Origin of the sequence: Bradyrhizobium sp. U531 (genome assembly GCF_051710265.1) — a bacterium.
Classification (GTDB): Bacteria; Pseudomonadota; Alphaproteobacteria; order Rhizobiales; family Xanthobacteraceae; genus Bradyrhizobium.
Map to the genome: position 1 here is coordinate 23,549 of NZ_JASVEN010000014.1, position 26,838 is coordinate 50,386.

Annotated in this window: 25 protein-coding genes; 8 read left to right on the top strand and 17 right to left on the bottom strand. The window is 64.4% G+C overall.

The features are described 5' to 3' along the window. Positions 1 to 9: 9 nt before the first annotated feature. Positions 10 to 921, bottom strand: coding sequence for a LysR family transcriptional regulator (locus tag QRQ56_RS36615; RefSeq protein ID WP_438746522.1), 912 nt, complete (start codon positions 919 to 921; stop codon positions 10 to 12). Between the two features lie 136 nt (positions 922 to 1,057). Between QRQ56_RS36615 and QRQ56_RS36620 the strand changes: the two genes are divergently transcribed. From QRQ56_RS36620 to QRQ56_RS36630, 3 genes are all read left to right on the top strand, one after another. Beyond that, the gene (locus QRQ56_RS36620; RefSeq protein WP_438746523.1) at positions 1,058 to 2,209 is read left to right on the top strand and encodes an HlyD family secretion protein; all 1,152 of its coding nucleotides are present in this window, start codon (positions 1,058 to 1,060) and stop codon (positions 2,207 to 2,209) included. A gap of 81 nt (positions 2,210 to 2,290) precedes the next feature. Further along, on the top strand, positions 2,291 to 3,898 hold the full coding sequence (locus tag QRQ56_RS36625) for an MDR family MFS transporter (RefSeq protein ID WP_438746524.1): 1,608 nt from the start codon (positions 2,291 to 2,293) through the stop codon (positions 3,896 to 3,898). A 30-nt stretch (positions 3,899 to 3,928) separates the two neighbouring features. Continuing rightward, complete coding sequence (locus QRQ56_RS36630; protein WP_438746526.1) at positions 3,929 to 4,390, top strand: carboxymuconolactone decarboxylase family protein; 462 nt, start codon at positions 3,929 to 3,931, stop codon at positions 4,388 to 4,390. A gap of 191 nt (positions 4,391 to 4,581) precedes the next feature. Here QRQ56_RS36630 and QRQ56_RS36635 read toward each other — a convergent pair whose 3' ends face one another. The 6 genes from QRQ56_RS36635 to QRQ56_RS36660 all read right to left on the bottom strand — a co-directional run bounded on the left by QRQ56_RS36635 (position 4,582) and on the right by QRQ56_RS36660 (position 10,352). Further along, the gene (locus tag QRQ56_RS36635; protein ID WP_438746528.1) at positions 4,582 to 5,442 is read right to left on the bottom strand and encodes a D-amino-acid transaminase; all 861 of its coding nucleotides are present in this window, start codon (positions 5,440 to 5,442) and stop codon (positions 4,582 to 4,584) included. A gap of 189 nt (positions 5,443 to 5,631) precedes the next feature. Continuing rightward, on the bottom strand, positions 5,632 to 6,363 hold the full coding sequence (locus QRQ56_RS36640) for an amino acid ABC transporter ATP-binding protein (protein WP_438746530.1): 732 nt from the start codon (positions 6,361 to 6,363) through the stop codon (positions 5,632 to 5,634). 12 nt (positions 6,364 to 6,375) lie between these two features. Next, a complete protein-coding gene (locus QRQ56_RS36645; RefSeq protein ID WP_438746532.1) occupies positions 6,376 to 7,068 on the bottom strand; it encodes an amino acid ABC transporter permease in 693 nt (230 codons plus the stop codon). Positions 7,069 to 7,071: 3 nt separating this feature from the next. After that, a complete protein-coding gene (locus tag QRQ56_RS36650) occupies positions 7,072 to 7,803 on the bottom strand; it encodes an amino acid ABC transporter permease (protein WP_438746533.1) in 732 nt (243 codons plus the stop codon). Positions 7,804 to 7,955: 152 nt separating this feature from the next. Beyond that, a complete protein-coding gene (locus tag QRQ56_RS36655; protein WP_438746536.1) occupies positions 7,956 to 8,867 on the bottom strand; it encodes an amino acid ABC transporter substrate-binding protein in 912 nt (303 codons plus the stop codon). A 99-nt stretch (positions 8,868 to 8,966) separates the two neighbouring features. Then, positions 8,967 to 10,352, bottom strand: a complete 1,386-nt coding sequence (locus QRQ56_RS36660) for a M20 family metallopeptidase (RefSeq protein WP_438746537.1) — start codon at positions 10,350 to 10,352, stop codon at positions 8,967 to 8,969. A 253-nt stretch (positions 10,353 to 10,605) separates the two neighbouring features. On the opposite strand from QRQ56_RS36660, the gene QRQ56_RS36665 reads away from it, so the two are divergent. Beyond that, a complete protein-coding gene (locus tag QRQ56_RS36665; RefSeq protein ID WP_438746538.1) occupies positions 10,606 to 11,985 on the top strand; it encodes an LLM class flavin-dependent oxidoreductase in 1,380 nt (459 codons plus the stop codon). Between the two features lie 161 nt (positions 11,986 to 12,146). Here QRQ56_RS36665 and QRQ56_RS36670 read toward each other — a convergent pair whose 3' ends face one another. The 5 genes from QRQ56_RS36670 to QRQ56_RS36690 all read right to left on the bottom strand — a co-directional run bounded on the left by QRQ56_RS36670 (position 12,147) and on the right by QRQ56_RS36690 (position 18,574). Then, on the bottom strand, positions 12,147 to 13,808 hold the full coding sequence (locus QRQ56_RS36670; protein WP_438746539.1) for a thiamine pyrophosphate-binding protein: 1,662 nt from the start codon (positions 13,806 to 13,808) through the stop codon (positions 12,147 to 12,149). Between the two features lie 258 nt (positions 13,809 to 14,066). Continuing rightward, positions 14,067 to 14,570: a GFA family protein gene (locus QRQ56_RS36675; RefSeq protein ID WP_438746541.1), complete on the bottom strand. Its 504-nt coding sequence runs from the start codon at positions 14,568 to 14,570 to the stop codon at positions 14,067 to 14,069. A gap of 157 nt (positions 14,571 to 14,727) precedes the next feature. Then, complete coding sequence (locus QRQ56_RS36680) at positions 14,728 to 15,855, bottom strand: alkene reductase (RefSeq protein ID WP_438746543.1); 1,128 nt, start codon at positions 15,853 to 15,855, stop codon at positions 14,728 to 14,730. A 157-nt stretch (positions 15,856 to 16,012) separates the two neighbouring features. Beyond that, positions 16,013 to 16,876 carry an outer membrane protein gene (locus QRQ56_RS36685; RefSeq protein ID WP_438746545.1) on the bottom strand — a complete coding sequence of 288 codons (864 nt, stop codon included), beginning with the start codon at positions 16,874 to 16,876 and terminating at the stop codon, positions 16,013 to 16,015. Positions 16,877 to 17,077: 201 nt separating this feature from the next. After that, on the bottom strand, positions 17,078 to 18,574 hold the full coding sequence (locus QRQ56_RS36690; RefSeq protein WP_438746546.1) for an aldehyde dehydrogenase family protein: 1,497 nt from the start codon (positions 18,572 to 18,574) through the stop codon (positions 17,078 to 17,080). A gap of 181 nt (positions 18,575 to 18,755) precedes the next feature. On the opposite strand from QRQ56_RS36690, the gene QRQ56_RS36695 reads away from it, so the two are divergent. Then, positions 18,756 to 19,601 (top strand): SDR family NAD(P)-dependent oxidoreductase, encoded by an 846-nt coding sequence (locus QRQ56_RS36695; protein WP_438746548.1) that lies wholly within the window; start codon positions 18,756 to 18,758, stop codon positions 19,599 to 19,601. Positions 19,602 to 19,755: 154 nt separating this feature from the next. Here the strand turns inward: QRQ56_RS36695 and QRQ56_RS36700 are convergent, their stop codons facing one another. The 3 genes from QRQ56_RS36700 to QRQ56_RS36710 form a co-directional block, all read right to left on the bottom strand. Then, a complete protein-coding gene (locus QRQ56_RS36700) occupies positions 19,756 to 19,962 on the bottom strand; it encodes a hypothetical protein (RefSeq protein WP_092029370.1) in 207 nt (68 codons plus the stop codon). Positions 19,963 to 20,163: 201 nt separating this feature from the next. Next, the gene (locus tag QRQ56_RS36705) at positions 20,164 to 20,439 is read right to left on the bottom strand and encodes a YiaA/YiaB family inner membrane protein (protein ID WP_438746550.1); all 276 of its coding nucleotides are present in this window, start codon (positions 20,437 to 20,439) and stop codon (positions 20,164 to 20,166) included. 39 nt (positions 20,440 to 20,478) lie between these two features. Next, a complete protein-coding gene (locus QRQ56_RS36710; protein ID WP_438746552.1) occupies positions 20,479 to 21,174 on the bottom strand; it encodes a PspA/IM30 family protein in 696 nt (231 codons plus the stop codon). Positions 21,175 to 21,277: 103 nt separating this feature from the next. On the opposite strand from QRQ56_RS36710, the gene QRQ56_RS36715 reads away from it, so the two are divergent. Next, positions 21,278 to 21,886, top strand: a complete 609-nt coding sequence (locus tag QRQ56_RS36715) for a TetR/AcrR family transcriptional regulator (RefSeq protein WP_438746553.1) — start codon at positions 21,278 to 21,280, stop codon at positions 21,884 to 21,886. Positions 21,887 to 21,946: 60 nt separating this feature from the next. Here QRQ56_RS36715 and QRQ56_RS36720 read toward each other — a convergent pair whose 3' ends face one another. After that, positions 21,947 to 22,624, bottom strand: a complete 678-nt coding sequence (locus QRQ56_RS36720) for a peroxiredoxin-like family protein (RefSeq protein WP_438746555.1) — start codon at positions 22,622 to 22,624, stop codon at positions 21,947 to 21,949. Positions 22,625 to 22,723: 99 nt separating this feature from the next. Between QRQ56_RS36720 and QRQ56_RS36725 the strand changes: the two genes are divergently transcribed. Beyond that, complete coding sequence (locus QRQ56_RS36725) at positions 22,724 to 23,605, top strand: LysR family transcriptional regulator (RefSeq protein ID WP_438746556.1); 882 nt, start codon at positions 22,724 to 22,726, stop codon at positions 23,603 to 23,605. An 88-nt stretch (positions 23,606 to 23,693) separates the two neighbouring features. Then, positions 23,694 to 25,316: an ABC transporter substrate-binding protein gene (locus tag QRQ56_RS36730; protein ID WP_438746558.1), complete on the top strand. Its 1,623-nt coding sequence runs from the start codon at positions 23,694 to 23,696 to the stop codon at positions 25,314 to 25,316. On the opposite strand, the gene QRQ56_RS36735 is transcribed toward QRQ56_RS36730, so the two are convergent. Continuing rightward, positions 25,255 to 26,652 (bottom strand): glycoside hydrolase family 3 N-terminal domain-containing protein, encoded by a 1,398-nt coding sequence (locus QRQ56_RS36735; RefSeq protein ID WP_438746560.1) that lies wholly within the window; start codon positions 26,650 to 26,652, stop codon positions 25,255 to 25,257. The genes QRQ56_RS36730 and QRQ56_RS36735 overlap by 62 nt on opposite strands. Between the last annotated feature and the right edge of the window lie 186 nt (positions 26,653 to 26,838).

Sequence of the window (26,838 nt, forward strand, 5' to 3'; positions counted from 1 at the left end):
CGCAGCACCTCACGAATAGGGATTGATCAGCTTCTGCTGCTCGGCGCTGTGATCGACGAGCATGTCGATGAAGGTTCTGACCTTTGCCGACAGATTGTGACGATGCGGATAGACAGCATTCATGGACAGTTCGACGGTCCGATAGTCCGGCAGCAACCGGACCAGCCGACCTGATTCGAGATCGTCCTGAACGAGAAACCCAGCCATCAGGCACACGGCAGCCCCCTCGAGTGCGACCTCCCGCAGCGCTTCCCCGCTGTTCGTGATGAAGCTGCCCGAGATGCGCACCGATGCCGGCGTACCCTTGCGATCGAGAAAGCGCCATTCGTCGCCGAATGGATAATTCAAATGCCGGGCGCAATTATGCGCGGAGAGCTCCGCGAGCGTCTGCACGCGGCCGTGCCTCTCGAGATAATCGTGCGAGCAGCACAGCACGTGGCGCCAGGTGGCGAGACTGCGCACGATCAGGCTGGAATCCCGCGGCGGCGTCATCCGCAGAACCACGTCATAGCCTTCCTCGATGAGGTCGACGTCAGCCTCCCCCATGCGCAGATCGACCTTGAGCTCCGCATAGGTCGACAGCACCTGCGCCACCACCGGCGCGACGAAGGGCACCATGTGCGTGGCGACGTGGACGCGCAGCGTGCCGCGGGGGACGGACTGCAATTCGCTCGCGATGTCGTCGGCTTGCTCGAGATCGGCAAGGATCTGCGTGGCGCGATCGTAATAGGCCTTGCCGACCTCCGTCAGGCTCACCTTTCGCGTGGTGCGGTTGAGCAGGCGGACGCCGAGCCGATCCTCCAGCGCCTGAACGTGATTGCTGACCATGGTCGTCGACATGTCGAGCCGCCGGGCGGCGGCGGAGAAGCCGCCATTCTCGACGACCCGGACGAAGGCGGTAAGACCCGTGAAGCGATCCATGACCCTGAACCCGATTATCCACTAATACTGGATAATCATTCCATTTTTTAAATGATTATCACAAGCCTCGGGACAGCGCATTTACAGGCAGCGCAACACGTACCGCCGAAACGGACGTTGCAGATCCGAGGATGCCATGTCGAACGCTTCTTATGCCGTTGAAACCAATAAAAAAATTGCCCCTCGCCTATCCCGCCAGGCGATTCAGCGAGCGGCTCTCGGCCTTGTCCTGGCGCTCGGAGTCTCGGCCGCCGGGTACTACGGCTACGACTATCTGAAGACCGGCCGCTACCTCGAATCGACTGACGACGCCTATGTGAAGGCGGACTCCACGATCATCGCCCCGAAAGTGTCCGGCTACATCGCAAAGGTGCTGGTCGGCGACAACGAGGCGGTCAAGGCAGGCCAGGTGCTGGCCAGGATCGACGACCGCGACTTCAAGACGGCTCTCGACCAGGCGCGCGCCGATGTCGCCGCAGCTGAAGCTTCAGTGCGCAACATCGATGCCCAGCTCGATCTGCAACAGCCGGTCATCGCGCAGAGCACGGCCGATGTTGCCGCCGCCGAGGCCAATCTGAAATTCGCGCAGGAGGAGCGTGCGCGCTACGACGATCTCATGAAGACCGGCTCGGGCACGATCCAGCGTGCGCAGCAGACCGATGCAGCGCTGCGGGCCAGCAACGCACAGCTGCAGCACGCCAGATCGGGGCTGATGGCTGCGCAGCGCAAGGTCGACGTGCTCACGACCCAGCGCGCCCAAGCCACCGCGCAGCTCGAACGTGCACGCGCCGTTGCCCAGCAGGCAGAGCTGAACCTGTCCTACACCGAGATTACGGCGCCGGTCGACGGCACGGTCGGCGCGCGCAGCTTGCGCGTCGGCCAATATGTGCAGGCCGGCACGCAACTGATGGCCGTGGTGCCGCTCGACGCGGTCTATGTCGTCGCGAACTTCAAGGAGACCCAGCTCACGCATATGCGCCCCGGGCAACCGGTCCAGCTGCACGTCGACAGTTTTCGCAATCGCACGCTGCGTGGCCATGTCGACAGTCTTTCGCCGGCCAGCGGACTCGAGTTCGCGCTGCTGCCGCCTGACAATGCCACCGGCAACTTCACCAAGATCGTGCAGCGCGTCCCCGTGAAGATCGTGCTCGATGATCACGGCCTGACCGGTCTGTTGCGCCCCGGCATGTCGGCGGTGCCGACGGTCGACACAAAGAGCACGGTGCTGGCCGAACACGAGACGGCGAAGCGTCTCGCCGACAACACCGCTCGCCCGAACGGCGGCTAGGGATCGAAAGCCGGCGCGGCGATCAGCGCGCCGGATGGTCCCTCCCGCTTCCTCCTCTCTCCATCAGAGACGAGACTTGCCATGAGCACACTTCAACCGACGATAAACGCCTCCAGCCTCCCCCGTCCTGCCGCAGCGTCCACGCCTGCCGTGCCCGCAAGGACGTGGATTGCCGTAATCGGCGCGACGCTCGGCGCCTTCATGGCCGTGCTGAACATCCAGATCGTCAACGCCTCGCTCGCCGACATCCAGGGCGCGATCGGCGCCGGCATCGACGACGGCGGCTGGATCTCGACCTCCTATCTGGTCGCCGAGATCGTCGTGATCCCGCTCTCAGGCTGGCTCGCACAAGTGTTCTCGATCCGCATCTACCTCCTGACCAACGCGATCCTGTTCCTGGTTCTCTCCGCGGCCTGTGCGCTCGCCCAGGATCTGTCGCAGATGATCGTGCTGCGCGCGGTGCAGGGCTTCACCGGCGGCGTCCTGATCCCCATGGCCTTTACGTTGATCATCACGTTGCTGCCGCGCGGAAAGCAGCCGGTCGGCCTGGCGCTGTTCGCGCTGTCCGCGACATTTGCCCCCGCGATCGGCCCGACCATCGGCGGCTATCTCACCGAGAATTTCGGCTGGGAGTACATCTTCTACGTCAACCTCGCGCCCGGCGCGATCATGGTCGGCATGCTCTGGTACGCACTCGAGGCAAAGCCGATGAGGCTGGCGCTGCTGCGCGAGGGTGACTGGGCCGGCATCATCACCATGGCGATCGGTCTGTCGGCGCTGCAGACGGTGCTGGAGGAAGGCAACAAGGACGACTGGTTCGGCTCACCCTTCATCGTCAAGCTGTCGGTGATCGCGGCCGTGGCGCTCATTGCTTTCCTGATCATCGAGTTGACGGTGCAGAAGCCGCTGCTCAATCTGCGCCTGCTCGTCCGCCGCAATTTCGGCTTCGGCGTGCTCGCGAACTTCCTGCTCGGCATCGCGCTATACGGCTCGGTGTTCATCCTGCCGCAATATCTCGCGCGCATACAGGGATACAATGCCGAGCAGATCGGCATGGTGCTGGCATGGACCGGACTGCCGCAACTGCTGCTGATCCCGCTGGTGCCGCGCCTGATGCAGAAGTTCGATGCGCGCATCATCATCGGCGTCGGCTTCGTGCTGTTCGCGGCCTCCAACTTCATGAACGTCACCATGACCGGCAACTATGCGGCCGACCAGCTGCTATGGCCCAATGTCGTGCGCGCGATCGGCCAGGCGCTGGTAATGGCGCCGCTGTCCGCGGTCGCGACCGCAGGCATCGAGCCGGAGAACGCAGGCTCGGCGTCCGGCCTGTTCAACATGATGCGCAATCTCGGCGGCGCCGTCGGCATCGCCGTGCTGCAAACGTTGCTGACCAAGCGGGAGCAGTATCATTCCAACGTGCTGATGCAGTCGGTCTCGGTGTTCGAGCAGGCCACCCGCACCCGGCTGGAGCAGCTCACGCAGTATTTCGTCAATCACGGCGTGCTCGATCGCGCAGACGCCGTGCATCGCGCCTATGTCGCGATCGGCCATATCGTGCAGAAGCAGGCCTATATCCTCGCCTTCAGCGACACTTTCTATCTGCTCGGCATGGCGCTGATCGTGGCCCTTATCGCCACCCTCTTCCTGAAGAGGCCCGGCCAGACCTCTGCCGGCGGCGCCCACTGACCCCAACCCTAGGAAGCAAGGAGAACGACCATGAAGCCCCGCATGAATTTCTACCAGGCCGCCCCCGACACGATGAAGGCGCTGATGGCGCTGGAAACGCAGATCCAGTCGACCGGGATCGAGAAGTCGCTGATCGAACTCGTCAAGATCAGGGCCTCGCAGATCAACGGCTGCGCCTTCTGCATCAACATGCACACCGAGGACGCCCGCAAGCGCGGCGAGACCGAGCAGCGCATCTACCTGCTCAATGCCTGGCGTGAATCACCGCTCTATTCCGAGCGCGAGCGCGCGGCGCTGGCCTGGACGGAATCGGTCACGCTGATTGCCGAGACCCACGCGCCCGACGACGTCTATGAGGGGATCCGCGCGCAGTTCTCCGACGAGGAGACGGTAAACCTGACGATGCTGATCGGCGCCATCAACGCCTGGAACAGGATCGCCATCGCGTTCCGTGCGATCCATCCGGTGAAGGTGAAGGCGTCGGCGGCGTGAGGAGGGCTTGAGGAGTCACGAATTTCTCCAAGCTCTCGACTGTCATGCCCCGGCTTGACCGGGGCATCCAGTACGCCGCGGCCTCCCGATTCAACAACAAGCGTCTCTGGAATACTGGATCGCCCGGTCAAGCCGGGCGATGACACCTGTGTGAGCGGCTCAAGCCCGCCGATGACAGCCGGGCGCCCGGCTCAGACCGCCGTCGCCTTGGCGAACTCCACGTAGATCTCGCGCAGCCGTGTGGCCATTGGGCCGGGCTTGCCGTTACCGACGCTCTTGCCGTCGATCGCCACCACCGGCTGAACGAACGCCGAGGCCGAGGTAATGAAGGCTTCCTTGGCGGTGAGCGCCTCGGCGACCGTGAAGGAACGTTCCTCGACACGGAGCTGACGCTCCTCGGCGAGCGCGATCACGGCCTTGCGGGTGCAGCCCGGCAGGATCGCGTTCGAGTTCTGGCGCGTGACGATGACGTCGTCCTTGGTCAGGATGAACGCCGTGGACGAGCCGCCTTCGGTCACATGGCCGTCCTGCAGCATCCAGGCCTCGCCGGCGCCGGCTTCCGCCGCGGCCTGCTTCGCCAGCACCTGCGCCAGCAGGGCGACGCTCTTGATGTCGCGGCGCTCCCAGCGGATATCGGGCACCGTGATGACGTTGATGCCGGTCTTGGCTGAGGCGGCGTTAATGATGTCCTTTTCCGAGGTGAACATCACGAGGCTCGACTTGACGTCGGCCTTGGGGAACGGGAAGTCGCGGCCCTTGTCGGCGCCGCGCGTCACCTGGAGATAGACGAGGCCGTTCTCCAGCTTGTTGCGCGCGATCAGCTCCTTCTGCAACTCGGTGATGCGCTCGACCGTCTCCGGCAGCTTCAACTTGATCTCGCCGACCGACCGCTCCAGGCGCGCCAGATGCGAGGCATTGTCGACCAGCTTGCCGTCCAGCACGGCCGAGACCTCGTAAATACCGTCGGCGAACAGGAAGCCGCGATCGAGGACCGAGATCTTGGCTTCCGAGAGCGGGACGAATGAGCCGTTGACGTAGGCGATCGAGTCCAAGGCAGGTCTCCTGGGGGATGGGTAATTTACCGATCGGTATAGGAGATTTGGCGAGCGCGATAAACCCTCGATCCGTCATTCCGGGGCATTCGCAAGGCGAATGAGCCCGGAATCCATTCCACTCCGGGTATTGCCGCCCGATGAATTCCGGGCCTGCGCCTTCGGCGCAGCCCGGAATGACAGCGGTGCTTAGTGCGATAGAATCTTCGACAAGAACTTCTGCGCGCGGTCGCTGCGCGGCTTGCCGAAGAAATCGTCCTTCGGGGCGTCCTCGACGATCTCGCCGCGGTCCATAAAGATCACGCGGTTGGCGACCTTGCGGGCAAAGCCCATCTCGTGGGTCACGACCATCATGGTCATACCTTCGCGGGCGAGATCGACCATGACGTCGAGGACTTCGCTGACCATTTCGGGATCGAGCGCCGAGGTCGGCTCGTCGAACAGCATCACGATCGGATCCATCGCGAGCGCGCGCGCAATGGCGACGCGCTGCTGCTGGCCGCCGGAGAGCTGCGCCGGAAACTTCTGCGCCTGCTCCTTCAGGCCGACGCGCTCCAGCAGCTGCATGCCCTTGGCGACCGATTTGTCGTGCGGGCGCCCCAGCACCTTCTGCTGCGCGAGGCAGAGATTGTCGATGATCTTGAGGTGCGGAAACAGCTCGAAGTGCTGGAACACCATGCCGACGCGCGAGCGCAGTTTCGGCAGGTTGGTCTTGGGATCATGCACCTTGGTGCCGTCGACCGTGATCTCGCCGCTCTGGAACGGCTCCAGCGCGTTGACGCATTTGATCAGCGTCGACTTGCCCGAGCCCGAGGGACCGCAGACCACGACGACCTCGCCCTTGGCGACGCCAGTGGTGCAATCGGTCAGCACCTGGAAGCTCGGCGTGTACCATTTGTTGACGTGGCTGATTTCGATCATGAGCGGAGAGCCCTAGCGAATGATGGCGATGCGCGACTGCAGGCGGCGAACGCCGAAAGACGCGATACAGGAAATGGTGAAGTAGACGACGGCCGCGAACAGGTACATTTCGACGAGACGCCCGTCGCGCTGCGCAACCTTGCTCGCCGCGCCCAGGAAGTCCGTGATCGACAGGACGTAGACCAGCGAGGTGTCCTGGAACAGCACGATGGTCTGCGTGATCAGCACCGGCAGCATGTTGCGGAAGGCCTGCGGCAGCACGACGTAGCGCATGGTCTGGGCGTAGGTCAGGCCAAGCGCGCTGGCCGCGGCCGGCTGCCCGCGCGAGATCGACTGGATGCCGGCACGCATGATCTCGGAGAAGTAAGCGGCCTCGAACATGATGAAGGTGATGAGCGAAGACGCGAACGCGCCGACGCTGATCGGGCGCGAGGCGCCGGTCACCCACTGCCCGATATAGGGCACCAGGAAGTAGAACCAGAAGATCACCAGCACCAGCGGCAGCGAGCGCATGAAATCGACATAGATCCCGGCGATGCGGCCGAGGACCTTGAAGCCGGAGAGCCGCATCAAGGCGAGAGCCGTGCCGAAGATGAGGCCGCCGAGCGCTGCAAGGCCGGTCAGCGTCAGCGTGAAGGTCATGCCCTCGAAGAACAGATAGGGCAGCGCGCGGCGGATGACATCGAAATCGAAATTGCTGAGCATCGCCTATTTCCCCGTGATGTAGCCGGGGATCGCGACCCAGCGCTCGAGGAAGCGCATCGCGGTCACGACGACGGCGTTGACGAGGAGATAGAGGATGGTCGCGGCGGTGAAGGCCTCGAACACCTGGAACGAGAATTCCTGCATCGAGCGCGCCTGGCCGGTCAGCTCCAGCAGGCCGATGGTGATGGCCACCGCGGTGTTCTTGATGGTGTTGAGGAACTCGGACGTCAGCGGCGGCAGGATGATGCGGAACGCCATCGGCAGCAGCACATAGCGATAGCCCTGCGCGGTGGTCAGGCCTAGCGCCGTTGCGGCCATCTTCTGCCCGCGCGGCAGCGAGCCGATACCGGCCTGCAGCTGCACCGCTACACGAGCCGACATGAAGAAGCCGACACCGATCGCGGCCGTCCAGAACGGCGCGTTCGGCAATTGCTTCAGCCATGTACCGGCAGCCTTCGGCAGCAGCTCCGGCAGCACGAAGAACCACAGGAACAGCTGCACGAGCAGCGGCATGTTGCGAAAGAATTCGACGTAAGCGAAGCCGAACCAGTTCGCCCCCTTCGACGGCAGCGTGCGCATCACGCCGACCAGCGAGCCGGTGATCAGCGCGATGACCCAGGCCAGCGCCGCGGTCTTGAGGGTCAGCACGAGGCCCGACAAGAGCATGTCGAGATAGGTGCCGGTCCCCATCGGGTTCGGCTGGAAAAAGATTCCCCAGTTCCAGTTGTAGTTCACGTGTCCCCCGCGCGAACGCGCCCGTCAGAGCCGACTTGAGATAGTCTCGTTCAGTAAGTCTGTATCCGTCCTGGGCGCCTATGCAAATGTCCGGCCACCCTGGTGTCAAGAGTGGCCGGACATGATCCCGATCGAAAGATCGAGGTTGTATCTTACTTGTAATCGTCCGGGTTCGGCGAGTCGGAAGGCTTGGCGAACTCGTTCTTCAGCTCGGCCGAGATCGGCGTGTTGAGGTTCAGCCCCTTCGGCGGGATCTTGGCGGTGAACCACTTTTCGTAGATCTTCTGGCCTTCGCCGGAGGTGTAGACCGCAGCGGTCGCCGCATCGACGACCTTCTTGAAGGCCGCGTCGTCCTTGCGCAGCATGATGCCGTAGGGCTCGGGCTTCGAGAACGCGTCCTTGGAGATGACGTAGTCATCCGGCGTCTTCGAGCCGGCGACGAGGCTGGCGAGCAGGATGTCGTCCATGACGAACGCGACCGCGCGGTCGGTCTCGACCATCAGGAAGGCTTCGGCGTGATCCTTGGCGGGGATGATGTTGGCGCCGAGGCTCTTGGCGACGTTGGCTTCGGTGAGCTGCTTGATGTTGGTCGTTCCCGCGGTCGAAACCACGGTCTTGCCCTTGAGGTCGTCGATCGACTTCAACCCGCTCGACTTCTTGAAGACGTAGCGGCTGGCGGTCAGGAAGTGGGTGTTGGTGAAGGCGACCTGCTTCTGGCGCTCGGCGTTGTTGGTGGTCGAGCCGCATTCGAGGTCGATGGTGCCGTTGGCCATCAGGGGGATGCGCGTCGCCGAGGTCACCGGGTTGAGCTTGACCTCGAGCTTGTCGAGCTTGAGCTCCTTCTTCACGGCATCGACGATCTTGTAGCAGATGTCCATGGCGAAGCCGACCGGCTTCTGGTTGTCGTCGAGATAGGAGAACGGGATCGAGGAGTCGCGGAAGCCGAGCGTGATGGCGCCGGTGTCCTTGATGTTCTTCAGCGTGCCGGTCAGCTCCTGGGCCCCGGCCTGGCTGACGGCGAAGGTCGCGGCGAGCGCGAGCCCAATGCTACGGAAATGTTTCACTTCGTCTTTCCCCTTTCAGGATGATGCGGCCGGATGCAAGCACATATCGGCCCGGATTAGAATGTGACTTTTGGCTGGATCGCGCCTCAGGTTAACGGCTCAAGCCAGGGGTTTCGGCAACTGGCCGAGATCCCAGAACAGCCCGGCCATCACAGTCAAGGCCTCCTCGGTCAGCGGCAGCAGGATGTGCTCGTTGGGCGCATGCTGGGAACAGCCAGGATAGGAGTGCGGGACCCATATCGTCGGCAGGCCCAAAATCTCGGAAAAGACGTCGTTGGGCAGCGAACCGCCGAAATTCGGCAGCACCGCCGGCGCCTTGCCGGTGGTTTCTTTCACCGAATCCGCCGCCCATTTGATCCAAGGGCTGTCGAAATCGGTGCGCGATGCAGCAAAACTCTGCGCCGCCCGCACCTCGACCATCGGGAAGCCCTTTTCGGTCAGATGGGCGCGGATCGCCTCGATCATCCCGTCGATTTTGGTGCCGACCACGAAACGCAGCTGCAGCACGGCATTGGCGTGGCCGGGAATGGCGTTGGCGGGCTTCTCGATGTTGCCCGACGACATCGCCAGCACTTCCAGCGTGTTCCAGGCGTAGAGCCGTTCGGCGGCCGACAATCCTTCCTCGCCCCAATTCTCGGCCAGCGCGGGCTCGTCGGCGCCCGGCACCACCTGCACGTCGGCGAGATAGGAGCGGATCTGGTTGGTGAGCCTCGGCGGCTTCAGGGCCTCGAGCTGGAGGCGGCCATGACCGTCCACCAGTGTGGAGATCGCGTTGACCAGGATGGTCGCCGGATTGGCCAGCACGCCGCCCCAATTGCCGGAATGGTGGCCGCCGTCGCGCAGGTTCACATCCAGATGGATGCGGATGCCGCCGCGGCAGCCGAGGAATAGCGTCGGACGGTCGGCGGACAGGCGCGGCCCGTCGGACGCCATGAACAGATCGGCCTTGAGCGTGTCGCGATTGAGGTCGCAAACCTTGCCGAGATCGGGCGAGCCGATCTCCTCGCCCATCTCGACGATGAATTTCGCGTTGAAGCCGAGCTTGCCGCCGCGGGCCTCGCGCACCGCGCGGAGCGCAGCCATGTTGATGCTGTGCTGGCCCTTGTTGTCCGCGGTGCCGCGGCCATAAAGCCGCGTGCCTGCAACCGTGGTGCGCCAGGGATCGCGGCCGTCACGCCACTCGCCTTCCATGCCGTCGACGACGTCGCCGTGGCCATAGACCAGCACGGTGGGGGCGGATGCGCTCTCGTGATGCTCGGCGAACAGGAACGGCGCCTTGCCGCTGGGGGATTCGACGATGCGGCTGGTAAAGTCGAGCGCGGCAAAGGCCGGCTGCATCTCCTGCTCCAGATAGGCCCGCAGCTCGGGGCCGCGTGACGGATTCTGGCTTTCGGTCTTGAAGGCGACGCGGCGGTCGAGCTCGGCGAGGAATGCGCCGGATCTGAAATCGTCGCGGGCGCGGGCGATGGCGTCGGCTCTGGTCATTGCTTTCGTTTTCAAGGTCTCGAGGCGGGCGAACCTAGCGGGCTACACTGGCCGTCGAAAGTGGCGGGGACTTGGACAGTTCTTCGTTAGCTCTTGCGATTTCGTTCTTGCTCTCTTGAGATTGGCTTGCCAAGAGCGGGAACGCCGCTGATTTTGGCCTTGCCAAGCGCAAGCGATATGCAAGAACTTCGCCAGATTGGGGCGCACATCTATCATTCGAAGAGCGCTCAGTACAGGGCGCCGGGGAACAAGCATGGCCAAGCAGATCAGGCTCAACGCCTTCGCGATGAATTGCGTCGCGCACCAGTCACCGGGCCTGTGGACCCATCCGCGCGACCGCACCGCCGAATATAACCGCCTGCCCTACTGGATCGATCTCGCCAAGACACTGGAGCGCGGCCGTTTCGACGGGCTGTTCCTGGCCGACGTGCTCGGCGTCTACGACGTCTATGGCAACAGCCCTGACGCGGCGTTGCGCAACGCGGCACAGACCCCGTCGAACGAGCCGCTGCTGCTGCTCTCGGCGATGGCCGCCGTGACCCAAAATCTCGGCTTCGGCGTCACCAGCAACCTCTCCTTCGAGCCGCCCTACCCGTTCGCGCGGCGGATGTCGACGCTCGATCACCTCACCGAGGGGCGGATCGGCTGGAACGTCGTCACCGGCTATCTCGACAGCGCCGCGCGCGGCGCCGGCAAGGACAAGCAGACCGGGCACGACGACCGCTACGACATCGCCGACGAATATATGGAAGTCGTCTACAAGCTCTGGGAAGGCAGTTGGGAAGACGACGCGGTGGTGCGCGACCGCGAGCGCGGCATCTTCACCGATCCCAGCAAGGTTCATCGCGTGAATCACGAGGGTGCGAACTGGCGCATCAACAACACCATCCATCTCAGCGAGCCGTCGCCGCAGCGCACGCCGGTGCTGTACCAGGCCGGCACCTCGCCGCGCGGCCGGCAGTTTGCGGCCAAGCACGCCGAATGCGTGTTCATGTCGGGACCGTCGGCCAAGATCATCGCCCCGCGCGTCTCCGCGATCCGCGAAGAAGCCGCCAAGTTCGGGCGCGACCCGGCCGAGATCCTGATGTTCAACATGATGACGATCATCCTCGGCAATACCGAAGCGGAAGCGGCGGCGAAATATGCCGACTACCGCTCGCACATCAATCCGGAAGGCGCGCTGGCGCTGATGTCGGGCTGGACCGGCATCGACTTCTCCGGCTACGAGCTTGACCAGCAGGTGCGACACGTCCAGAACGATGCCGGCCGCAGCGCGCTCGACAACGTCACCCGCGGCGATCCCGATCGCGTCTGGACCGTCCGCGACGTCATCGAGCATGTCGGCATCGGCGGCGCCGGTCCGGTCGTGGTCGGCACGCCCGAAAGCGTCGCCGACAAGATCGAGGACTGGTTCGAGAAGACAGATGTCGACGGCCTCAACGTTGCGTTCGCGATCTCACCCGGCGATTTCGAGGACATTTCCGACATGCTGGTGCCGGAGCTGACCAAGCGCGGACGGTACAAGAGCGAATACGCCAAGGGTACGCTGCGCGAAAAACTGTTCGGCGATGGTCGCGCTCGGCTGGATACGCCGCATCCGGCTGCGGGGTATCGGGTGGGGAGGAAGGGGTAGTAGCCACACATTCACTGTCATGCCCCGGCTTGACCGGGGCATCCAGTACGCCGCGACCTATCGAGGACTCACATCCGCTTCTGGAATACTGGATCGCCCGATCAAGTCGGGCGATGACAGTTGAGAACGTGGCGGCAGCGCTGCATTGGCTCTATCCGCCGCTACACCTTCCCGTCCACCATCACCTCGATCAGCTTCGTTCCCGGCCTGTTGAACGCCGACGCCAGCGTCGCCTTCAGCTCGCGGGGGTCGCTGATCCTGATCGCTTCACATCCCAGCGCTTTCGCAACGCCGGCGAAATCGACGGGGGGATCGACGAAGTCCATGCCGACGTAATTGTCATCGCCATGGAAGGCGAGCAGGCGCTGCTTGATGATGCGGTAACCGCCATTGTTGGCGATGACGACGTTGAGCGGCAGCTTGTGATGGGCCGCGGTCCACAAGGACTGGATCGAATACATCGCGCTGCCGTCGCCGGAGAAGCACACGACAGGGCGATCCGGATTGGCGATGCTGGCGCCGACGGAGGCCGGCAGGCCCCAGCCGATGCCGCCGGAGGCGAGGCCATGATAGCCGTAGCGGTCACGATGCGGCCGCAGCGCCGTGACCTGCCGGCTGGAGGTGAGGCCCTCGTCGACGAGGATGGCGTGGTCGGGCATCGCCTCGACCATCTGCAACACCAGATAGTCGGGATCGATCGGGCTGCGGCTCGCGCTCTTGCCGATCTGTTCGACCAGCGCGGCGCGCCGCGCCGTCCAGTTCTGCGGCGCAAGCTCAGCGAGGCGCTGTTTCGCGCGGCTCGCCAGCGAGGCCCCGCCCATCTCCTTCAGCACCGGGATCAGCGCCCGCAGCGTTTCCTTCAAGTCAGCCTTCAGCGCGATCTCGGCGCCGTAGTTCTTGGCGATCTCCCAATCGACCAGGCCGATCTGCACGATGCCGAGCCCGTCAGGCAGCGCGTCGACCTCGCTATAGACGGACATGCGCAAGGGATCGCCGCCGAGCGCGATCAGCAGATCATGAGGCGCAAGCGTATCGCGGGCGACCTTCTGCACGCGCGCGAGCGTGCCGACAAAGCTCGGGCTCTCCGAGAGGAAGTGCGATCCATACGGCGTCGAGGATTGGTAGGCGGCGGCGCCGAGCAGCTCGGCGAGCTCGGCGGCTTCCTTCAGCGCATCGCTCTTGACCACCTCGTCCATGGTGACGATGACGGGCCGCTCCGCCTTGAGCAGCCGCGCGGCAAAGGCTTTCAACGCCTCGTCCGACGGCTTGACGCGAGCGTCGATGCGGGTGGAGCGGCCGAGGTCGATGCCGGCCTCGCTGTTGAGGATGTCGCCGGGCAGCGAGATGAACACCGGCCCCGTGGGCGGCGTCATCGCGACCTTGGCGGCGCGGCGCACGATACGCGGCAGATCCTCCAGCCGCGTCACCTCGACCGCCCATTTCACCAGCGGCTCGGCCATCCGCACCAGGGGGCCGTACAGCACCGGCTCCATTAGGCCGTGGCCCTGCTCCTGCTGGCCCGCGGTCAGGATCATCGGCGTGCCCGTGAACTGGGCGTTGTAGAGCGAGCCCATGGCATTGCCGAGGCCGGGCGCGACGTGGACGTTGCAGGCGACGAGTTTTCCGGAGGCGCGGCTGTAGCCATCGGCGATCGCGACCACCAGGCTCTCTTGCATCGCCATCACATAGGTGAGGTCGGGATGGTCCTTCAGCGCATGCATGATCGGCAGCTCGGTGGTGCCGGGATTGCCGAACAGATGCGTGATGCCCTCGTCCTTGAGCAGCGCGAGAAAGGCGGAGCGGCCGGTGATCTTGTTCTTCATGTTTCCTCCAAGGAGCGGACGTTGCCGCAAGGACGGAAACATGATGGCCGAAGTTTTGGTGTGCGCGCAAGGAAGCGGAGTCATGGCTGCGTTGCGTAGCGGCGGTCTCGTGTCCCGGACGCGGCGCAACGTGCAACGTTGCGGCGCAGAGCCGGGACCCAGATTCGTGCCGAGTTCGCTGATGTATGGGCCCCGGCTCAGCAGCGCACCGCCAAGAGGCGCTGCGCTGCGTCCGGGGCACGAGAGTAGCGTAGCGCGCTACATCTCCTCACGCCCCAATTCGAACGGGTCCTCGCCGCCCGCACGCTTCTTCTTTTTCGAGCGCTGCCAGACCACGCCGGGAAAGCCCTTCAGCGGCACCAGGGGCTCGCCGACATAGGCCCATTCCTGCAGCTCCTCGATCGCGATGTGATAAAGCGGCTGACGGCCGGTGCGCTCCCGAAACAAGGCACGCGGGATGTTGACCATGTGCGGGCCGCGCGGGCGCTCATAGGCGATCGGCGTACCGCAATGGGAGCAGAAGCTGCGCGCAGTTTTGGTCGCCTTGTCCTCGTAACGGGTCAGCGCGGTCTTGCCTGAGGTGATGCGGAAGCGCTTCTTCCAGCTCCCGACATAAGTCGCGTAAGCCGCGCCATGGGCGCGGCGGCTGGCCGCCGAATGATCGTGCCAGGCCCAACGGGCGGGAACGTCGATTTCGAAGGTGATTTTGCCGCAGAGACACCGACCAGTGGCGATCCCTGCGGCAACTGCGGCTTTGGCCATGAATCTCTCTCCGTCGTCATTGCGCGCGACAATACACCGTCGTCATTCCGGGGCGCGACGAAGTCGCGAGCCCGGAATCCATTGGGCGACATACCAGGACGTGAGATGGATTCCGGGCTCGACACGTTGCGTCGCCCCGGAATGACGCGGAGAGAGCCTACGCCGGCGTCAGCTCGTCATAGACCGGATAATCCGTATACCCCTTCTCCTCGCCGCCGTAGAATGTCGCGCGGTTGTACGGCGTAATCGGATAGTCGTGCTCGAGCCGCCGCGGCAGATCGGGGTTGGAGATGAAGATGCGGCCGAAGGCGATGATGTCGGCATGGCCGTCGGCAATCGCCGCGTTCGCGCTCTCGCCGGTGAAACCGCCGGCGGTCATCAGCACGCCGCTGTAGAGCGGGCGGAACAGCACCATCGCCGACGGCACGTTCTCCCAGTGGACATCGGCACGGCCGGCGCCGCTCGAACGCGGCTCGATGAAATGCAGATAGGCAAGGCCGAGCCTGTCGAGCGCCTTCACCACATGGGTGTAGAGCGGCATCGGATCCGGTTCGCCGGAATCGTTGGCGATGCCATGCGGCGAGAGCCGCACGCCGACGCGGTTCGCACCCCAGACGTCGATCGCGGCCTGCGTGACTTCGAGCAGCAGCCGCGCGCGGTTCTCGATGGAGCCGCCATATTGATCGGTGCGCTGGTTGCTGCGCGACTGCAGGAATTGCTCGAGCAGATAGCCGTTGGCGCCGTGGATCTCGACACCGTCAAAACCGGCGGCGAGCGCATTCTTGGCGCCTTGCCTGAACGCCTCGACCACGCCCTTGACCTCGTCGGTCTCCAGCGCACGCGGCGTCTCGTAATCGGCGATCTTGCCGTCGGCGGTCATCGCCTTCATGCCTTCGGCCCTGATGGGGATCGCCGAGGCCGAAACCGGAAGCTGGCCGCCGTGATAAGACGAGTGCGAGACGCGGCCGACATGCCAGAGCTGGAGGAAGATGATGCCGCCCTTGGCGTGCACGGCGTCCGTCACCTTGCGCCATCCGACGATCTGCGCTTCCGAATAGATGCCCGGCGTCGCCGGATTGCCGCGGCCATGCGAGACCACGGGTGAGGCTTCGGCGATGAGCAGACCGCCCTTCGTCGCGCGCTGAGCGTAATACTCGGCGTTGAGCGGCCGCGGCGCAAAGCTCTCGCGCTCGGCGCGCATGCGCGTCAGCGGCGCCAACGCGACGCGATGCGCGAGCTTGTACGGACCGACCTGCAACGGTTTGAACAACGCCTCGAATTTCATGGGATCCCCGGATAATCGATGAGAGGACGGGGATCCTATGAGAAAGCGTAGCGGCCCGGAAGCCGCTTGGGTGGATGGCAGGTCAGCCGAAAGACGCGCCAGAAGCAAAAAGCCCCGGGCCGTGCCCGGGGCTTGCTGTCCACCCAGAACGTCGGGATCAGTATTTCGCCACGACCGGACCCGAGCCGAACTTGTAGTTCAGGCCGACCCGCGCGATGTGGCCGGTGAAATCCGCGCTTGCGTCGAGGCCGCGCGCCGGGCCCGGAGTGAACGGGAACAGCGGATTGAAGATGGTGTATTTCTCGCTGCCGAGATCATAGTAGAGATATTCGAGCTTGACGCTCCAGTTCGACGCAAAGCGGTACTCGCCGCCACCGCCGACGGCCCAGCCCACGCGCCAGCTTTCCGACGTCCCCGCGCTACAGATGATGTTGAGGCAGGGCGTGCCGGGCGCAAGCGTGGGATCCGTGATCGAGGTCGACGCCTTGACGTGTCCATAGGCAAGACCGCCGGTCGCATAGAGCATCAAGTCGGGTGTAACGGTGGCACCGATCCGGCCCCGCACCGTCCCCAACCAGTCGACCTTCTGCTCTTGCCTCGTCATGATATCCGGGAAAACCGGCAGGGTGCGGGAGACCGTCGTGCTGCCCTTGATGCCGGCCGCCGCGATGTCGGCTTCGACGCCCCACACCAGGGAGCCTGTCTGCACATTGTAGCCGGCCTGCACGCCGCCGAGCACACCACGCGGGTTCGTCGCCAGGGACGGCGGGAGAAGGCCGCCGGCGAGGGCTATGTCGAGCACGCCCGCGGTGAAAACCGGATCATGCGGTGCGAGCTTGATCGCATCATCGCTCCAGCCATACCCGACATTCACGCCGGCGTAGAAGCCCGACCAGTTGTAGGCGACCGGCAATTGCGGCGCCTTGTAGAGCGGCGCGCGTGCGGCCATATCGGCCGCGAACGCGGGCTGCGCCGCGGCGACGCCGAAAGCCACGAGCATGATCGAAGCGAAACGGAGCATTCTTGATATCCCAACCCGAGCCATGACGTTGACCAGCACTAACCGGCCAACGTTCGAAATGGGATAACAATTCTCGCGAGATCGCGGACGACAGCCGTTTCGAAATCGCTTGTAGCGTCCGGGCAACAACTTCTGGTCGTCGCAAGCAACCTCTCGTCGTCGCAAGCAAACGGGTCGCTGAAGTCCGGACGCGATGGCGTGTCAGGCCGTCTTGATCCAGACGGCCTTCACGTTGAGATATTCCTCGACGTGCTGCTTGCCCGACTCGCGGCCGTAGCCGCTCATCTTGTAACCGCCGAAGGGCACGGCCGGGTCCATCGCCTGATAGCAGTTCACCCACACCGAACCGGCGCGCAGCGACTTTGCGACCGCATGGGCCTTGCTAACGTCGCGCGTCCACAGACCCGAACCGAGGCCGAAGGTGGTGTTGTTGGCGCGCTTGACCAGCTCGTCCATGTCCTTGAACGCGATCGCGGAGATGACGGGGCCGAAAATCTCCTCCTGCGCGATGCGCATGTTGTCCTGGACGCCGGCGAACACCGTCGGCGAGACGAAGAACCCCTTCGACAGCGCGCCTTCGGTGACCCGACCACCGCCGGCGAGTGCCTTGGCGCCTTCCTTCTGGCCGATGTCGAGATAGCCGGTGACGCGCTTGAGCTGCTCCTCGGACACCAGCGGACCGATCTGCACGTTGGGATCGAGGCCGTTGCCGACCTGCAGCTTCTTGCCGAACTCGGCGACACGGCCGACGAACTCTTCGTAGATCGCCTGCTCGACGAACAGGCGCGTGCCGGCGCTGCAGATCTGCCCCGAATTGGCGAACACCGCCATCGCCGCACCGGGCACGGCGGCATCGAGATCGGCATCCGCGAACACGATGTCCGGCGACTTGCCGCCGAGCTCGAGCGAGACGCGCTTGAGGTTGCCGGCCGAAGCGCGGATGATCGACTGCCCCGTCACATGCGAGCCGGTGAAGGCGACCTTGTCGACGTCGTGATGCGAGGCCAGCGCCGCGCCTGCGGTCTCGCCAAAACCGGGCACCACGTTGATGACGCCGGGCGGAATGCCGGCTTCCATCGCAAGCTCGGCGATGCGCAGCGAGGTCAGCGGCGCCTCTTCGGCGGGCTTGAGCACCACGGTGCAGCCGGTCGCGATCGCGGGACCGATCTTCCAGATCGTCGCGGTGAGCGGGCCGTTCCAGGGAATGATGGCGCCGACGACGCCGATCGGCTCCTTCAGCGTGTAGGAGAAGATCTCGCCGGGCAGCGAGTTCTCGATGGTCTCGCCGTGGATCGCGGTGGTCTGGCCGGCATAATAGCGCAGCATGCCGACCGCGCGCAGGCGATAGGCGCGGGTGCGGCTGAGCGGCGCACCCATGTCCATCGTATCGAGCTGCGACAATTCGTCGAAATTCTTCTCGACGAGGTCGGCGAGCTTCAGAAGCAGGTTCTGCCGCTCGAAGGGCTTGACCTTGCTCCAGGGTCCTTCGAAGGCGCGGCGGGCGGCAGCCACCGCACGATCGATGTCTTCCTTGTCGCCCTCGGCGACGGTGGCGAGCAATTCGCCGGTGGCAGGATTGTGAGTCTCGAAGCGCTTGCCGGAAGCAGCATCGACCCACTTCCCGTCGATCAGCATCTGCTTGTAGGACCCGTTGGCGAACGGATGGCGCGTGATCGGAATAGCCTGCGACACAGCCATGGCTGCACTCCCTGTCAAATGATTGTTTGGTTCGATCTGGGCGGGATCGTTAGGTCGCGGAGAATACAGCGCTGCCTGAGGGGCGTAAAGGCGGCGTGGAACGAAGACCTCCCATGCCGACTTGTGCAGGGTCGCGCGCATGCCATTATAGCTCGACTGCGCCCTCGCCGGAGACCTTGCCATGCCACATTCCGCTGTCATCAAAGACAATGTTGCCGTGATCACCGGCGGTGCGTCCGGCATTGGACTGGCGGCCGCCGCGGCCTTCGCGCGCGCCGGCTTGAAGGTGTGCATCGCCGACGTGGATCAGGCTCGCCTTGCCGTGGCCGCAACAGAACTGTCATCCGTCACGTCTGCCGCAAACGTGATGGCCCTGGCCGTCGATGTCAGCAAGGTCGAGAGCGTGACGGAACTGGAGCGTGCCGTGCGCGAGCGGTTCGGCGGCACCGACATCCTGATGAACAATGCCGGCATTCAGCCGGGCAGCACGCTGTTCGGCGAGCCCGATCATTGGCAACGCATCATCGGCGTCAACATGTGGGGCATCATCAACGGCTCGCGGATCTTTGCACCCAGCATGATCGCGCGCGGCAGGCCCGGCCTCATCATCAACACCGGCTCCAAGCAGGGCATCACCACGCCGCCGGGCGACCCGGCCTACAATGTCTCCAAGGCCGGCGTGAAGGCCTTCACCGAGGCGCTCCAGCATGAGCTGCGCAACACGAGGGATTGTCGCATCACGGCGCACCTGCTGATCCCCGGCTTCGTCTTTACCGGCCTCACCGCAAAGGGGCGCACCGAGAAACCGGCCGGCGCCTGGACGCCGGAGCAAACGGTGGACTTCATGCTAGCGCGGCTGGAGGCCGGCGACTTCTACATCCTGTGTCCGGACAACGACGTGCCGCGCGCCCTCGACGAGAAGCGCATGCTGTGGGCCGCCGGCGACATCGTCGAGAACCGCCCGCCGCTGTCGCGCTGGCACCCGGACCATGCAGACGCGTTCAAGAGGTTCGTGGAGGGGAAGTAGCGCTTTCTTCCTTCTCCCCTTGTGGGAGAAGGTGGCGCGCAGCGCCGGATGAGGGGTTCTCTCAACTCGCGCAATTGTCCGTGAGGAGAGAACCCCTCACCCGGCTTCGCTCTCGCGAAGCCACCCTCTCCCACAAGGGGAGAGGGTGAGAAACCTACAGCGTCTCCTGCTGGTGGCCGCAATTCTTGCAGGCGAACTTGACCCGGCTCTGGCCTTTTTCCGCCTGCACCCGGTTCGGAGCGCCGCACTTGCCGCAGACGGCTTCGATGCGGGTCGCACCCTGCTTCACGACGATGGTCTTCTTTTCCATCGATTCGCGGATCAGGCGCTCGGCCTCTTCACGCAGCGATTGTTTCGACAAAGCTCGTCTCCGCCTCTGAAAAGCGCGAGAGCCATATCGCACCTGGGGTCGAAGCACAATGCGCCATGCTGATCGTTGCAGCCGATCAAGGCGTCATTCCACCGTTCGCGGACGCGAGAGCCGCGGAGCGTTCCCGCGGCTCTCTTGCTCGTGGTCCGGATCCGGCGCTTTTTTCATGCGGCCTTTCCTATGCAGCCTTTCCTATGCAGCCTTGGACACCTCCATCAGCAACCGCTCGGCCTTGGCGTCCTCGATGCGATTGACCAGCCGGCTGCTCTCGTGATTGTCGCGCACGGTCTTGGTCAGGGTGATGCAGGTCTGGACCAGCATGACGATACCCATGGTGAGATAGCCCTTCATCCAGAAGTCGATCGGCAGGAAGAAGATGCCGATGGCAAGGAGGAAGGCGGAAGCTGCGAAGGACGTGTAAGTGAAGGTCACCCAGGCGCTGCTGTGGGGCTGGCCGTTCTGGTTCATGATGGTCTCCTGTGGTTCGAATGATGATGGGGCTTAGGATCAGGTCGTGGACGCGCGCTTTGACTTCAGCCGCGCGAGCACGTCGTCTGCGGTCGTCTTCAGCCGCGGGCCAAAGCCCTGCTCGGCCAGCTTCTCGGCGGTGGCGATGGGGCCGGTGGCCACATCGAGCTCGACCAGCGCATCGTCGGCCGCCTGGGCTTCCAGCTGCCGGTCGCGCAGGCGCCTCAGCGTGCTCTCCGCCTCCGGCAGGGTGGTTTCGTAAGGACGTGCGGCCTCGATGCCGCTGCGACGGAGCGAGCGCACCGCTTCAGAAGCGCGGGCCAGACGGCGACCACGATCGAGTTCGTTGATGCGGGCCTGGGCACTCGCCACGTGCCGCTTCAGCCTGATGATCTCGGTTGCGAACAAGGTGCGGGCCGTCATCGCGGCATCGCGATCGGCCTCAAGGCCCGCGATGGCTTCGGCGGCCTCCTTGGCGAGATCCTCACGGCCGCCATCAAGCGCCGCAACCGCGCGGGCTTCGAGATCGGCGATGCGGGCAACGGTGGCTTCGAGCTTGCGGCCCTCCTGCTGGTCCTGCGCGATCGCCAGCGCCAGCGTTCGTTTGCTGCGCTCGACGGCAGCGGCCGCATCGCGCATCTGCTGGTCGAGGATGAGGAGGGCCGTGCGGTCCTCCAGCTCCTCACCGGCGGCGGCCACGCTGCCCCGGAAAAGTGTCACGACGGTCTTGAACATCTGCAGCTCCCTGTTATGAGCGTTGCTCACAGAGACTTTGTAGCATCAGCCATGAACATTGTTCAAGATAAATTTGAGCGTCGCTCAAGAAAAATAGCTCTCGATGTCTAAGGCACTGGAACGTCGAGAGAAACTTCGCTCAGACTTGATCCTTGCAGCAGAGCGGATGATCGCCGAGCGCGGCTTGTCAGGGCTGAAGACCCGCGATCTCGCCCGCGAGATCGGCTGCGCCAATGGCGCGGTCTATAATCTCGTGGAGGATATGGACGAGCTGATCCTGCGCGTGGGCTCGCGCACACTGCTTCGGCTCGACACGGCGCTCAGCACCGCCGAACGCGCCGGCGGGCCCTCCCCGCAGGAGACGCTGGTCCGCATCGCCATCGCCTATTGCGATTTCGCCGCCGAAAATCTTCAGCTCTGGCGCGCGCTGTTCGAGCACCGCATGGCGGCCGACAAGGCCCTGCCCGACTGGTCCGCCGCGGATCAGATGCAGTTGTTCCGCCACATCCACAGGCCGCTGGCCAAGCTGCTTCCAAGACGAAGTGCGGAGGAACTCGGCATCACCGCGCGCAGCCTGTTCTCGGCGGTGCATGGCATGGTGGCGCTGGGGCTGGAGCAGAAGCTGGTTGCCGTGCCGCTACCGGCGCTGCGCAAGGAGATCGCGGACCTGGTGCGCGCGATGATCGACGGATTGGCCGCGCGCCAGGGATAGCATTGCAAGGAGCTGGCCGCCCCGCGCGTATCGGCGCGCGGAGCGGTCACGCCGTTGGCTTCAAGCCGCCTTGCCGGCGCGCAGGCGATCCAGCACCGGCAGCAGTTCCGACGGATCAGGACGGCGCGTGTAGTCGGGATTCACCTCCGCATAGGCGATGATTCCGTCGCGACCGATGACGTAACGCGCCGGCATCGGCAGCACCCAGGCCGGATCGTCGTTGAAAACAGGCAGATCGTTCTTGAACGATTTGTAGAGCGCGACGAGCTCGTTCGGCAGCGCGAAGCGGATGCCGAAGGCTTCGGCGACCGCGCTCCTGACGTCGCTCAGGATCGGGAACGACAGCTTGTTGTCACGCTCCGATTTCCGGCTGTTCGGCGCAGTCTGCGGCGAGATCGCAACGAGGCTGGCGCCGCGGGCGACGAACTCGGGCAACGCTTCCTGAAGCGCCTGGAGCTCGAGATTGCAGTAGGGGCACCAGGCGCCGCGATAGAACGACACGACCAGCGGTCCCTTGGCGAGCAGCTCACGCAAGGCGACCTGCTTGCCATCAGGATCTTTCAGGGTGAAATCCGGCGCGGCATCACCGGCCTTTTTCGCGCGCTGCGCCTGACCGGTCGCGATCAATTCGGCGGTGGCGCGGTGCATGATGTCGAGCACCTCCCGGCTGGGCTTGAGCGGCAGGCGGCCGCCTTCGAAATCGGCTTTGAAGGCATCGAGCTTGTCTTGCAGGGCCATGGCGAAACTCCCATCGATTGCTGTTGGCCCGGCCTATCTGGATCATTCGGAAGCGCAGGGGTATACCGCTCGGACGGAGAAGATTTATTTGGAATACAAATGAGTGACCGGCTTCAGGAAATGGCGGTGTTCATCCGGGCCGCCGAATGCGGCAGCTTTTCCAGGGCTGCCCGAGAACTCGGCCTGTCCCAGCCCTCAGTGTCCCGCATCATCGGCGAGCTGGAGGCCCGTCTCGACGTCAAGCTGCTGCTGCGGACCACGCGCCGCATCGCCGTGACCGACGCCGGGGCGCTCTTCCTCGCGCGCGCACGCGAGGTCCTCGCCGACATCGAGGACGCGGAAGATGCCGCGCGCGGTATCGACTCGCTGCGCGGAACCATCCGCATCGCAATGCCCATCATGTACGGCATGCGTCAAATCATCCCGCGTCTGCGAAAATTCCTGGCGCTGCATCCATTGCTGCACGTCGAGCTGTCGGTGGTCGACGAACGGCAGAATCTCGTTGCCGAAGGCGCCGATCTCGCCATCCGCCTCGGCGAACTCGACGATTCCGCGTTCGGCGCCCGCAAGCTCGAAACGCTGCAGCGCCTCCTGGTGGCGTCTCCGTCCTATCTTGCCGCGCGCGGCACGCCGAAAACGCCGGCCGACCTCGCTTCACACGACTGCATCTTCGGACCCGGTCATTCCGGCCGGGCGAGCTGGGTGTTCACGCGCAACGGCGCCGAAACCTCGGTCGACGTGCGCGGGCGCATCCATACCGATTCGGGTCCGGGCGTGTTCGCCTGCGCGCTGGCAGGCCTCGGCATCTCGATGGCAACATCCGTAATGGCCGCCCCCGAAATCAGCTCGGGCGCGCTGGTCCCGCTGTTGAAAGGCTACAGGGCCTCGCCCCTCGCCGTGCACGTCGTCTTCCCAGGCGGTCCGCGCCCCTCGACCAAGATACGGGCGCTGGTCGACTTCCTGGCGGAGGAGTTGAAATAGGCGCAGAGCCATTTACGACGCCCCGGAGCGCTCTGGTGGCACATGCCTTGCCTCTCGATCCCGAGACAACTCTCTCACAGAGGCAGCGATGAGCGATTTCCCCCTCCATGTCAGCCGCCGTCACGTCGTGCTCGGCGGCCTGGGCGCCACGGCAATGGCGACCATTGCATCCCCCATCGCCAAGGCGCAGGGGCGCGCCGAGACATTGCTGGTGGTGCAGGAGCTCGGGCCGAACTCTCTGGACATGCAGGGCGTCGGGTCCAACCAGACCGTGAACGGCCTGTCCTGGAATTGCTACGATCGCCTGCTGAGCTACGCCTCGAAGACGCTGCCCGACGGGACGCTCTCATATGACCGCGAAAAGCTCGCACCCGAACTCGCCGAGAGCTGGGAGATCGCCGCCGACGGCATGTCCTGCACCTTCAAGCTGCGCAAGGACGCCAAATTCCACGACGGCACGACTGTGACCGCCAGGGACGTCAAATGGTCGTTCGACCGCGCCGTGAAGGTCGGCGGCTTTCCGACCTTCCAGATGTCGGCGGGATCGCTGGAGAAGCCCGAGCAGTTCGTCGTGGTCGACGACCACACCTTCCGCATCGACTATGTCCGCAAGGACAAGATGCTGCTGTTCAACGTCGCGGTCGTCGTTCCCTTCATCATCAACTCGCAACTGGCAAAGAAGAACGCGACCGCTGAAGACCCCTGGGCGCTAGCGTGGCTGAGGACCAACGAGGCCGGCGGCGGCGCCTACAAGATCGAGAGCTGGAAACCGGGCAGCGAGACCGTGCTGACGCGGTTTGACGACTGGAAGAGCGGCCCGTTGCCGAAGGTCAAGCGCGTGATCGCGCGCGACGTTCCCTCCGCCGGCACGCGCCGCGCCATGCTGGAGCGGGGCGATGCGGACATTTCCAGCGGCTTTGCGCCGCGCGATTTCGAGCAGATCATCAGGGAGGGCAAGGTCAAGGTCTCGGGCGTGCCGATCCCGAACGCGCTCTGGTATGTCGCGCTCAACACGGCGAAGCCGCCGTTCGACAATGCCAAACTGCGCCAGGCCATTGCCTGGGCCATGCCCTACGAGCAGATCCAGAGCAGCGCGTTCTTCGGCCGCGCCGTTCCAATGTACGGCGGGGCGGCGGAGGTCTCAAAGCCGGCCTGGCCGCAACCGTTTCCCTATGTCACCGACCTCGACAAGGCCAAGGCGCTGATGAAGGAAGCCGGCTTCGAGCAGGGCCTGGAGACGAGCTTATCGCTCGACACCGGCACCGCGACCGTCGGCGAGCCGACGGCGATCCTGATCCAGGAGAGCCTCGCCAAGATCGGCATCAGGGCGGCCATCGGGAAGATCCCCGGCGCGAACTGGCGCACGACGCTGAACAAGAAGGAGCTGCCGCTCGCGCTCAACCGCTTCTCTGGCTGGCTGGATTATCCCGAATATTACTTCTACTGGAATTTCCACGGCAACAACTCGATCTTCAACATCTCGTCCTACCAGAACAAGGAGATGGACGCGCTGATCGACAAGGCGCGGTTCACCGCCGATAGCGCGGAGTACGACCGGAGCGTGAAGGACTTCATCGCGCTCTGCATGCGCGACGTCCCCGTCATTCCGCTCAACCAGCCGATCCACGACGTCGCGATGCAGAATGCCATCACCGGCTACGAGTTCTGGTTTCACCGCGAGCCGGACTACCGCCAATTCGCGAAGGGCTAGTTTCGACGAGCTGGATCGGGCCCGAGGCGGCTCGCGCCTGCTCGGTCGGAAAACCACGTTCCAGCCGTGCCGCGCTCGCATGCAACATCGCCGCGTCGAGCTTGCCCTGCCGCGATCCGTCCAGCGCGCATGCAAAGACGCGGTAGAACTGCGCGCCGTCATAGGCGACCAGCAGCATGTCGACGCCGGCATTGATCGCCTCGACCACGGCCTTGCAAACGTCGTTCTGGTAGATCGCGCCCATCACGAGGTCGTCGGTCATCACCGTACCCTGGTAACCCCATTTATCGCGGATGATGCCGTCGACGACGCGCTTCGAATGGGAGGCGGCGCGATCGGGGTCAACGGCGGTGAGGGTGACATGGCCCACCATCAGCGCGCTGCGCGAATGCGACAGCACCTCGCGGAACGGGAGCCAATCGGTCGCTTCCAGCTCCCCAACCGGCGTGTCGAGATTGGCGCTGAAATGATGCGTGTCGGTGCGCACGCGGCCGATGCCAGGAAAATGCTTGAGCGTGGCGCCGACGCCGGACTCTTCCAGCCCCCGGACATAGGCGCTCGCGATCGTCGAGACGACGACAGGATCGGTCGCGATCGCGCGCCGGCCGATCAACGTGTGGAAGTCGAGCCGGTTGCGCCGCTGTGGTGGCTTGAGGTCGAGCACCGGGGCGAGATTGAGATTGACGCCGAGCCCGGCAAGCTCGCGGCCGTGGATGCGGCCGAATTCTTCCGCCCTGGCCTGCTGATCGTCGGGAGCGAGCCCCGCCAGCGTCGCCAGCGCGGGCACTTTCGTCAGCGGCGGCGCGAGATGCCCAACGATGCCGCCCTCCTGATCGGCCGCGACGACCAGCGGCGGCAGGGCGGCGGCGCGCCTGACATCCTGGAGCGCAGCGATCTCGGTCCGCAGCGCCTCGACGCTCCGACCGCGGATGTTGTGCCGGGTGATGTAGACGCCGCCGATCAAGCCCTGCCCGGCAAGGCGCGCCACCTCGGGAAAGGAGGAATAACCGACCATGAAGTGAGGCCCGAGCTGGCGCGCCTCGGCGGCACCGGAGGCCAGAACCTCGTGCTTGCGGAGCTCGAACTTGAGATGCGCGGCCGACATCAGGAGCGGCGGCAGGCACCAGAGCACGACGAGCATCTTGCCGGCGATGGTGGGCCAACGCCCTTTGCGCAACAGCGCGGCGACGATCAGAAGGCTTGCGACGACAAGCGCGATGTTTCCGGCGCCGCGCAGCACGAGCAGATAGGGATCGTTCTTGTTTGCGGCCGCGAACGCGGCAAACGGCGCGGCAAGCCAGAGCAGGATGAGACCGGTGCGACGGAGGAATTGCACGATGTGCCACATGCGATGAGGGACGAATGCTTCGCACCTATCAAAGCGATTTGCGCTCCGCGAGAGGCAAATGCGCACCTGCACGAAATCTGCAAAAGACTCCTGAAACCGTGCAGACGATGGTCCCGCCTTCTGCACAAGCGGCGTTCAGACTTCGTGATGCCAACCATCACGAAAGGTCTTACC

What these genes read in the sequence shown, in the direction of transcription:
- QRQ56_RS36615 (WP_438746522.1), bottom strand. Translation starts at nt 921, where the DNA reads ATGGATCGCTTCACGGGTCTTACCGCCTTCGTCCGGGTCGTCGAGAAT.
- QRQ56_RS36620 (WP_438746523.1), top strand. Translation starts at nt 1,058, where the DNA reads ATGTCGAACGCTTCTTATGCCGTTGAAACCAATAAAAAAATTGCCCCT.
- QRQ56_RS36625 (WP_438746524.1), top strand. Translation starts at nt 2,291, where the DNA reads ATGAGCACACTTCAACCGACGATAAACGCCTCCAGCCTCCCCCGTCCT.
- QRQ56_RS36630 (WP_438746526.1), top strand. Translation starts at nt 3,929, where the DNA reads ATGAAGCCCCGCATGAATTTCTACCAGGCCGCCCCCGACACGATGAAG.
- QRQ56_RS36640 (WP_438746530.1), bottom strand. Translation starts at nt 6,363, where the DNA reads ATGATCGAAATCAGCCACGTCAACAAATGGTACACGCCGAGCTTCCAG.
- QRQ56_RS36645 (WP_438746532.1), bottom strand. Translation starts at nt 7,068, where the DNA reads ATGCTCAGCAATTTCGATTTCGATGTCATCCGCCGCGCGCTGCCCTAT.
- QRQ56_RS36660 (WP_438746537.1), bottom strand. Translation starts at nt 10,352, where the DNA reads ATGACCAGAGCCGACGCCATCGCCCGCGCCCGCGACGATTTCAGATCC.
- QRQ56_RS36665 (WP_438746538.1), top strand. Translation starts at nt 10,606, where the DNA reads ATGGCCAAGCAGATCAGGCTCAACGCCTTCGCGATGAATTGCGTCGCG.
- QRQ56_RS36670 (WP_438746539.1), bottom strand. Translation starts at nt 13,808, where the DNA reads ATGAAGAACAAGATCACCGGCCGCTCCGCCTTTCTCGCGCTGCTCAAG.
- QRQ56_RS36675 (WP_438746541.1), bottom strand. Translation starts at nt 14,570, where the DNA reads ATGGCCAAAGCCGCAGTTGCCGCAGGGATCGCCACTGGTCGGTGTCTC.
- QRQ56_RS36680 (WP_438746543.1), bottom strand. Translation starts at nt 15,855, where the DNA reads ATGAAATTCGAGGCGTTGTTCAAACCGTTGCAGGTCGGTCCGTACAAG.
- QRQ56_RS36685 (WP_438746545.1), bottom strand. Translation starts at nt 16,876, where the DNA reads ATGCTCCGTTTCGCTTCGATCATGCTCGTGGCTTTCGGCGTCGCCGCG.
- QRQ56_RS36690 (WP_438746546.1), bottom strand. Translation starts at nt 18,574, where the DNA reads ATGGCTGTGTCGCAGGCTATTCCGATCACGCGCCATCCGTTCGCCAAC.
- QRQ56_RS36695 (WP_438746548.1), top strand. Translation starts at nt 18,756, where the DNA reads ATGCCACATTCCGCTGTCATCAAAGACAATGTTGCCGTGATCACCGGC.
- QRQ56_RS36705 (WP_438746550.1), bottom strand. Translation starts at nt 20,439, where the DNA reads ATGAACCAGAACGGCCAGCCCCACAGCAGCGCCTGGGTGACCTTCACT.
- QRQ56_RS36710 (WP_438746552.1), bottom strand. Translation starts at nt 21,174, where the DNA reads ATGTTCAAGACCGTCGTGACACTTTTCCGGGGCAGCGTGGCCGCCGCC.
- QRQ56_RS36715 (WP_438746553.1), top strand. Translation starts at nt 21,278, where the DNA reads ATGTCTAAGGCACTGGAACGTCGAGAGAAACTTCGCTCAGACTTGATC.
- QRQ56_RS36720 (WP_438746555.1), bottom strand. Translation starts at nt 22,624, where the DNA reads ATGGCCCTGCAAGACAAGCTCGATGCCTTCAAAGCCGATTTCGAAGGC.
- QRQ56_RS36725 (WP_438746556.1), top strand. Translation starts at nt 22,724, where the DNA reads ATGAGTGACCGGCTTCAGGAAATGGCGGTGTTCATCCGGGCCGCCGAA.
- QRQ56_RS36730 (WP_438746558.1), top strand. Translation starts at nt 23,694, where the DNA reads ATGAGCGATTTCCCCCTCCATGTCAGCCGCCGTCACGTCGTGCTCGGC.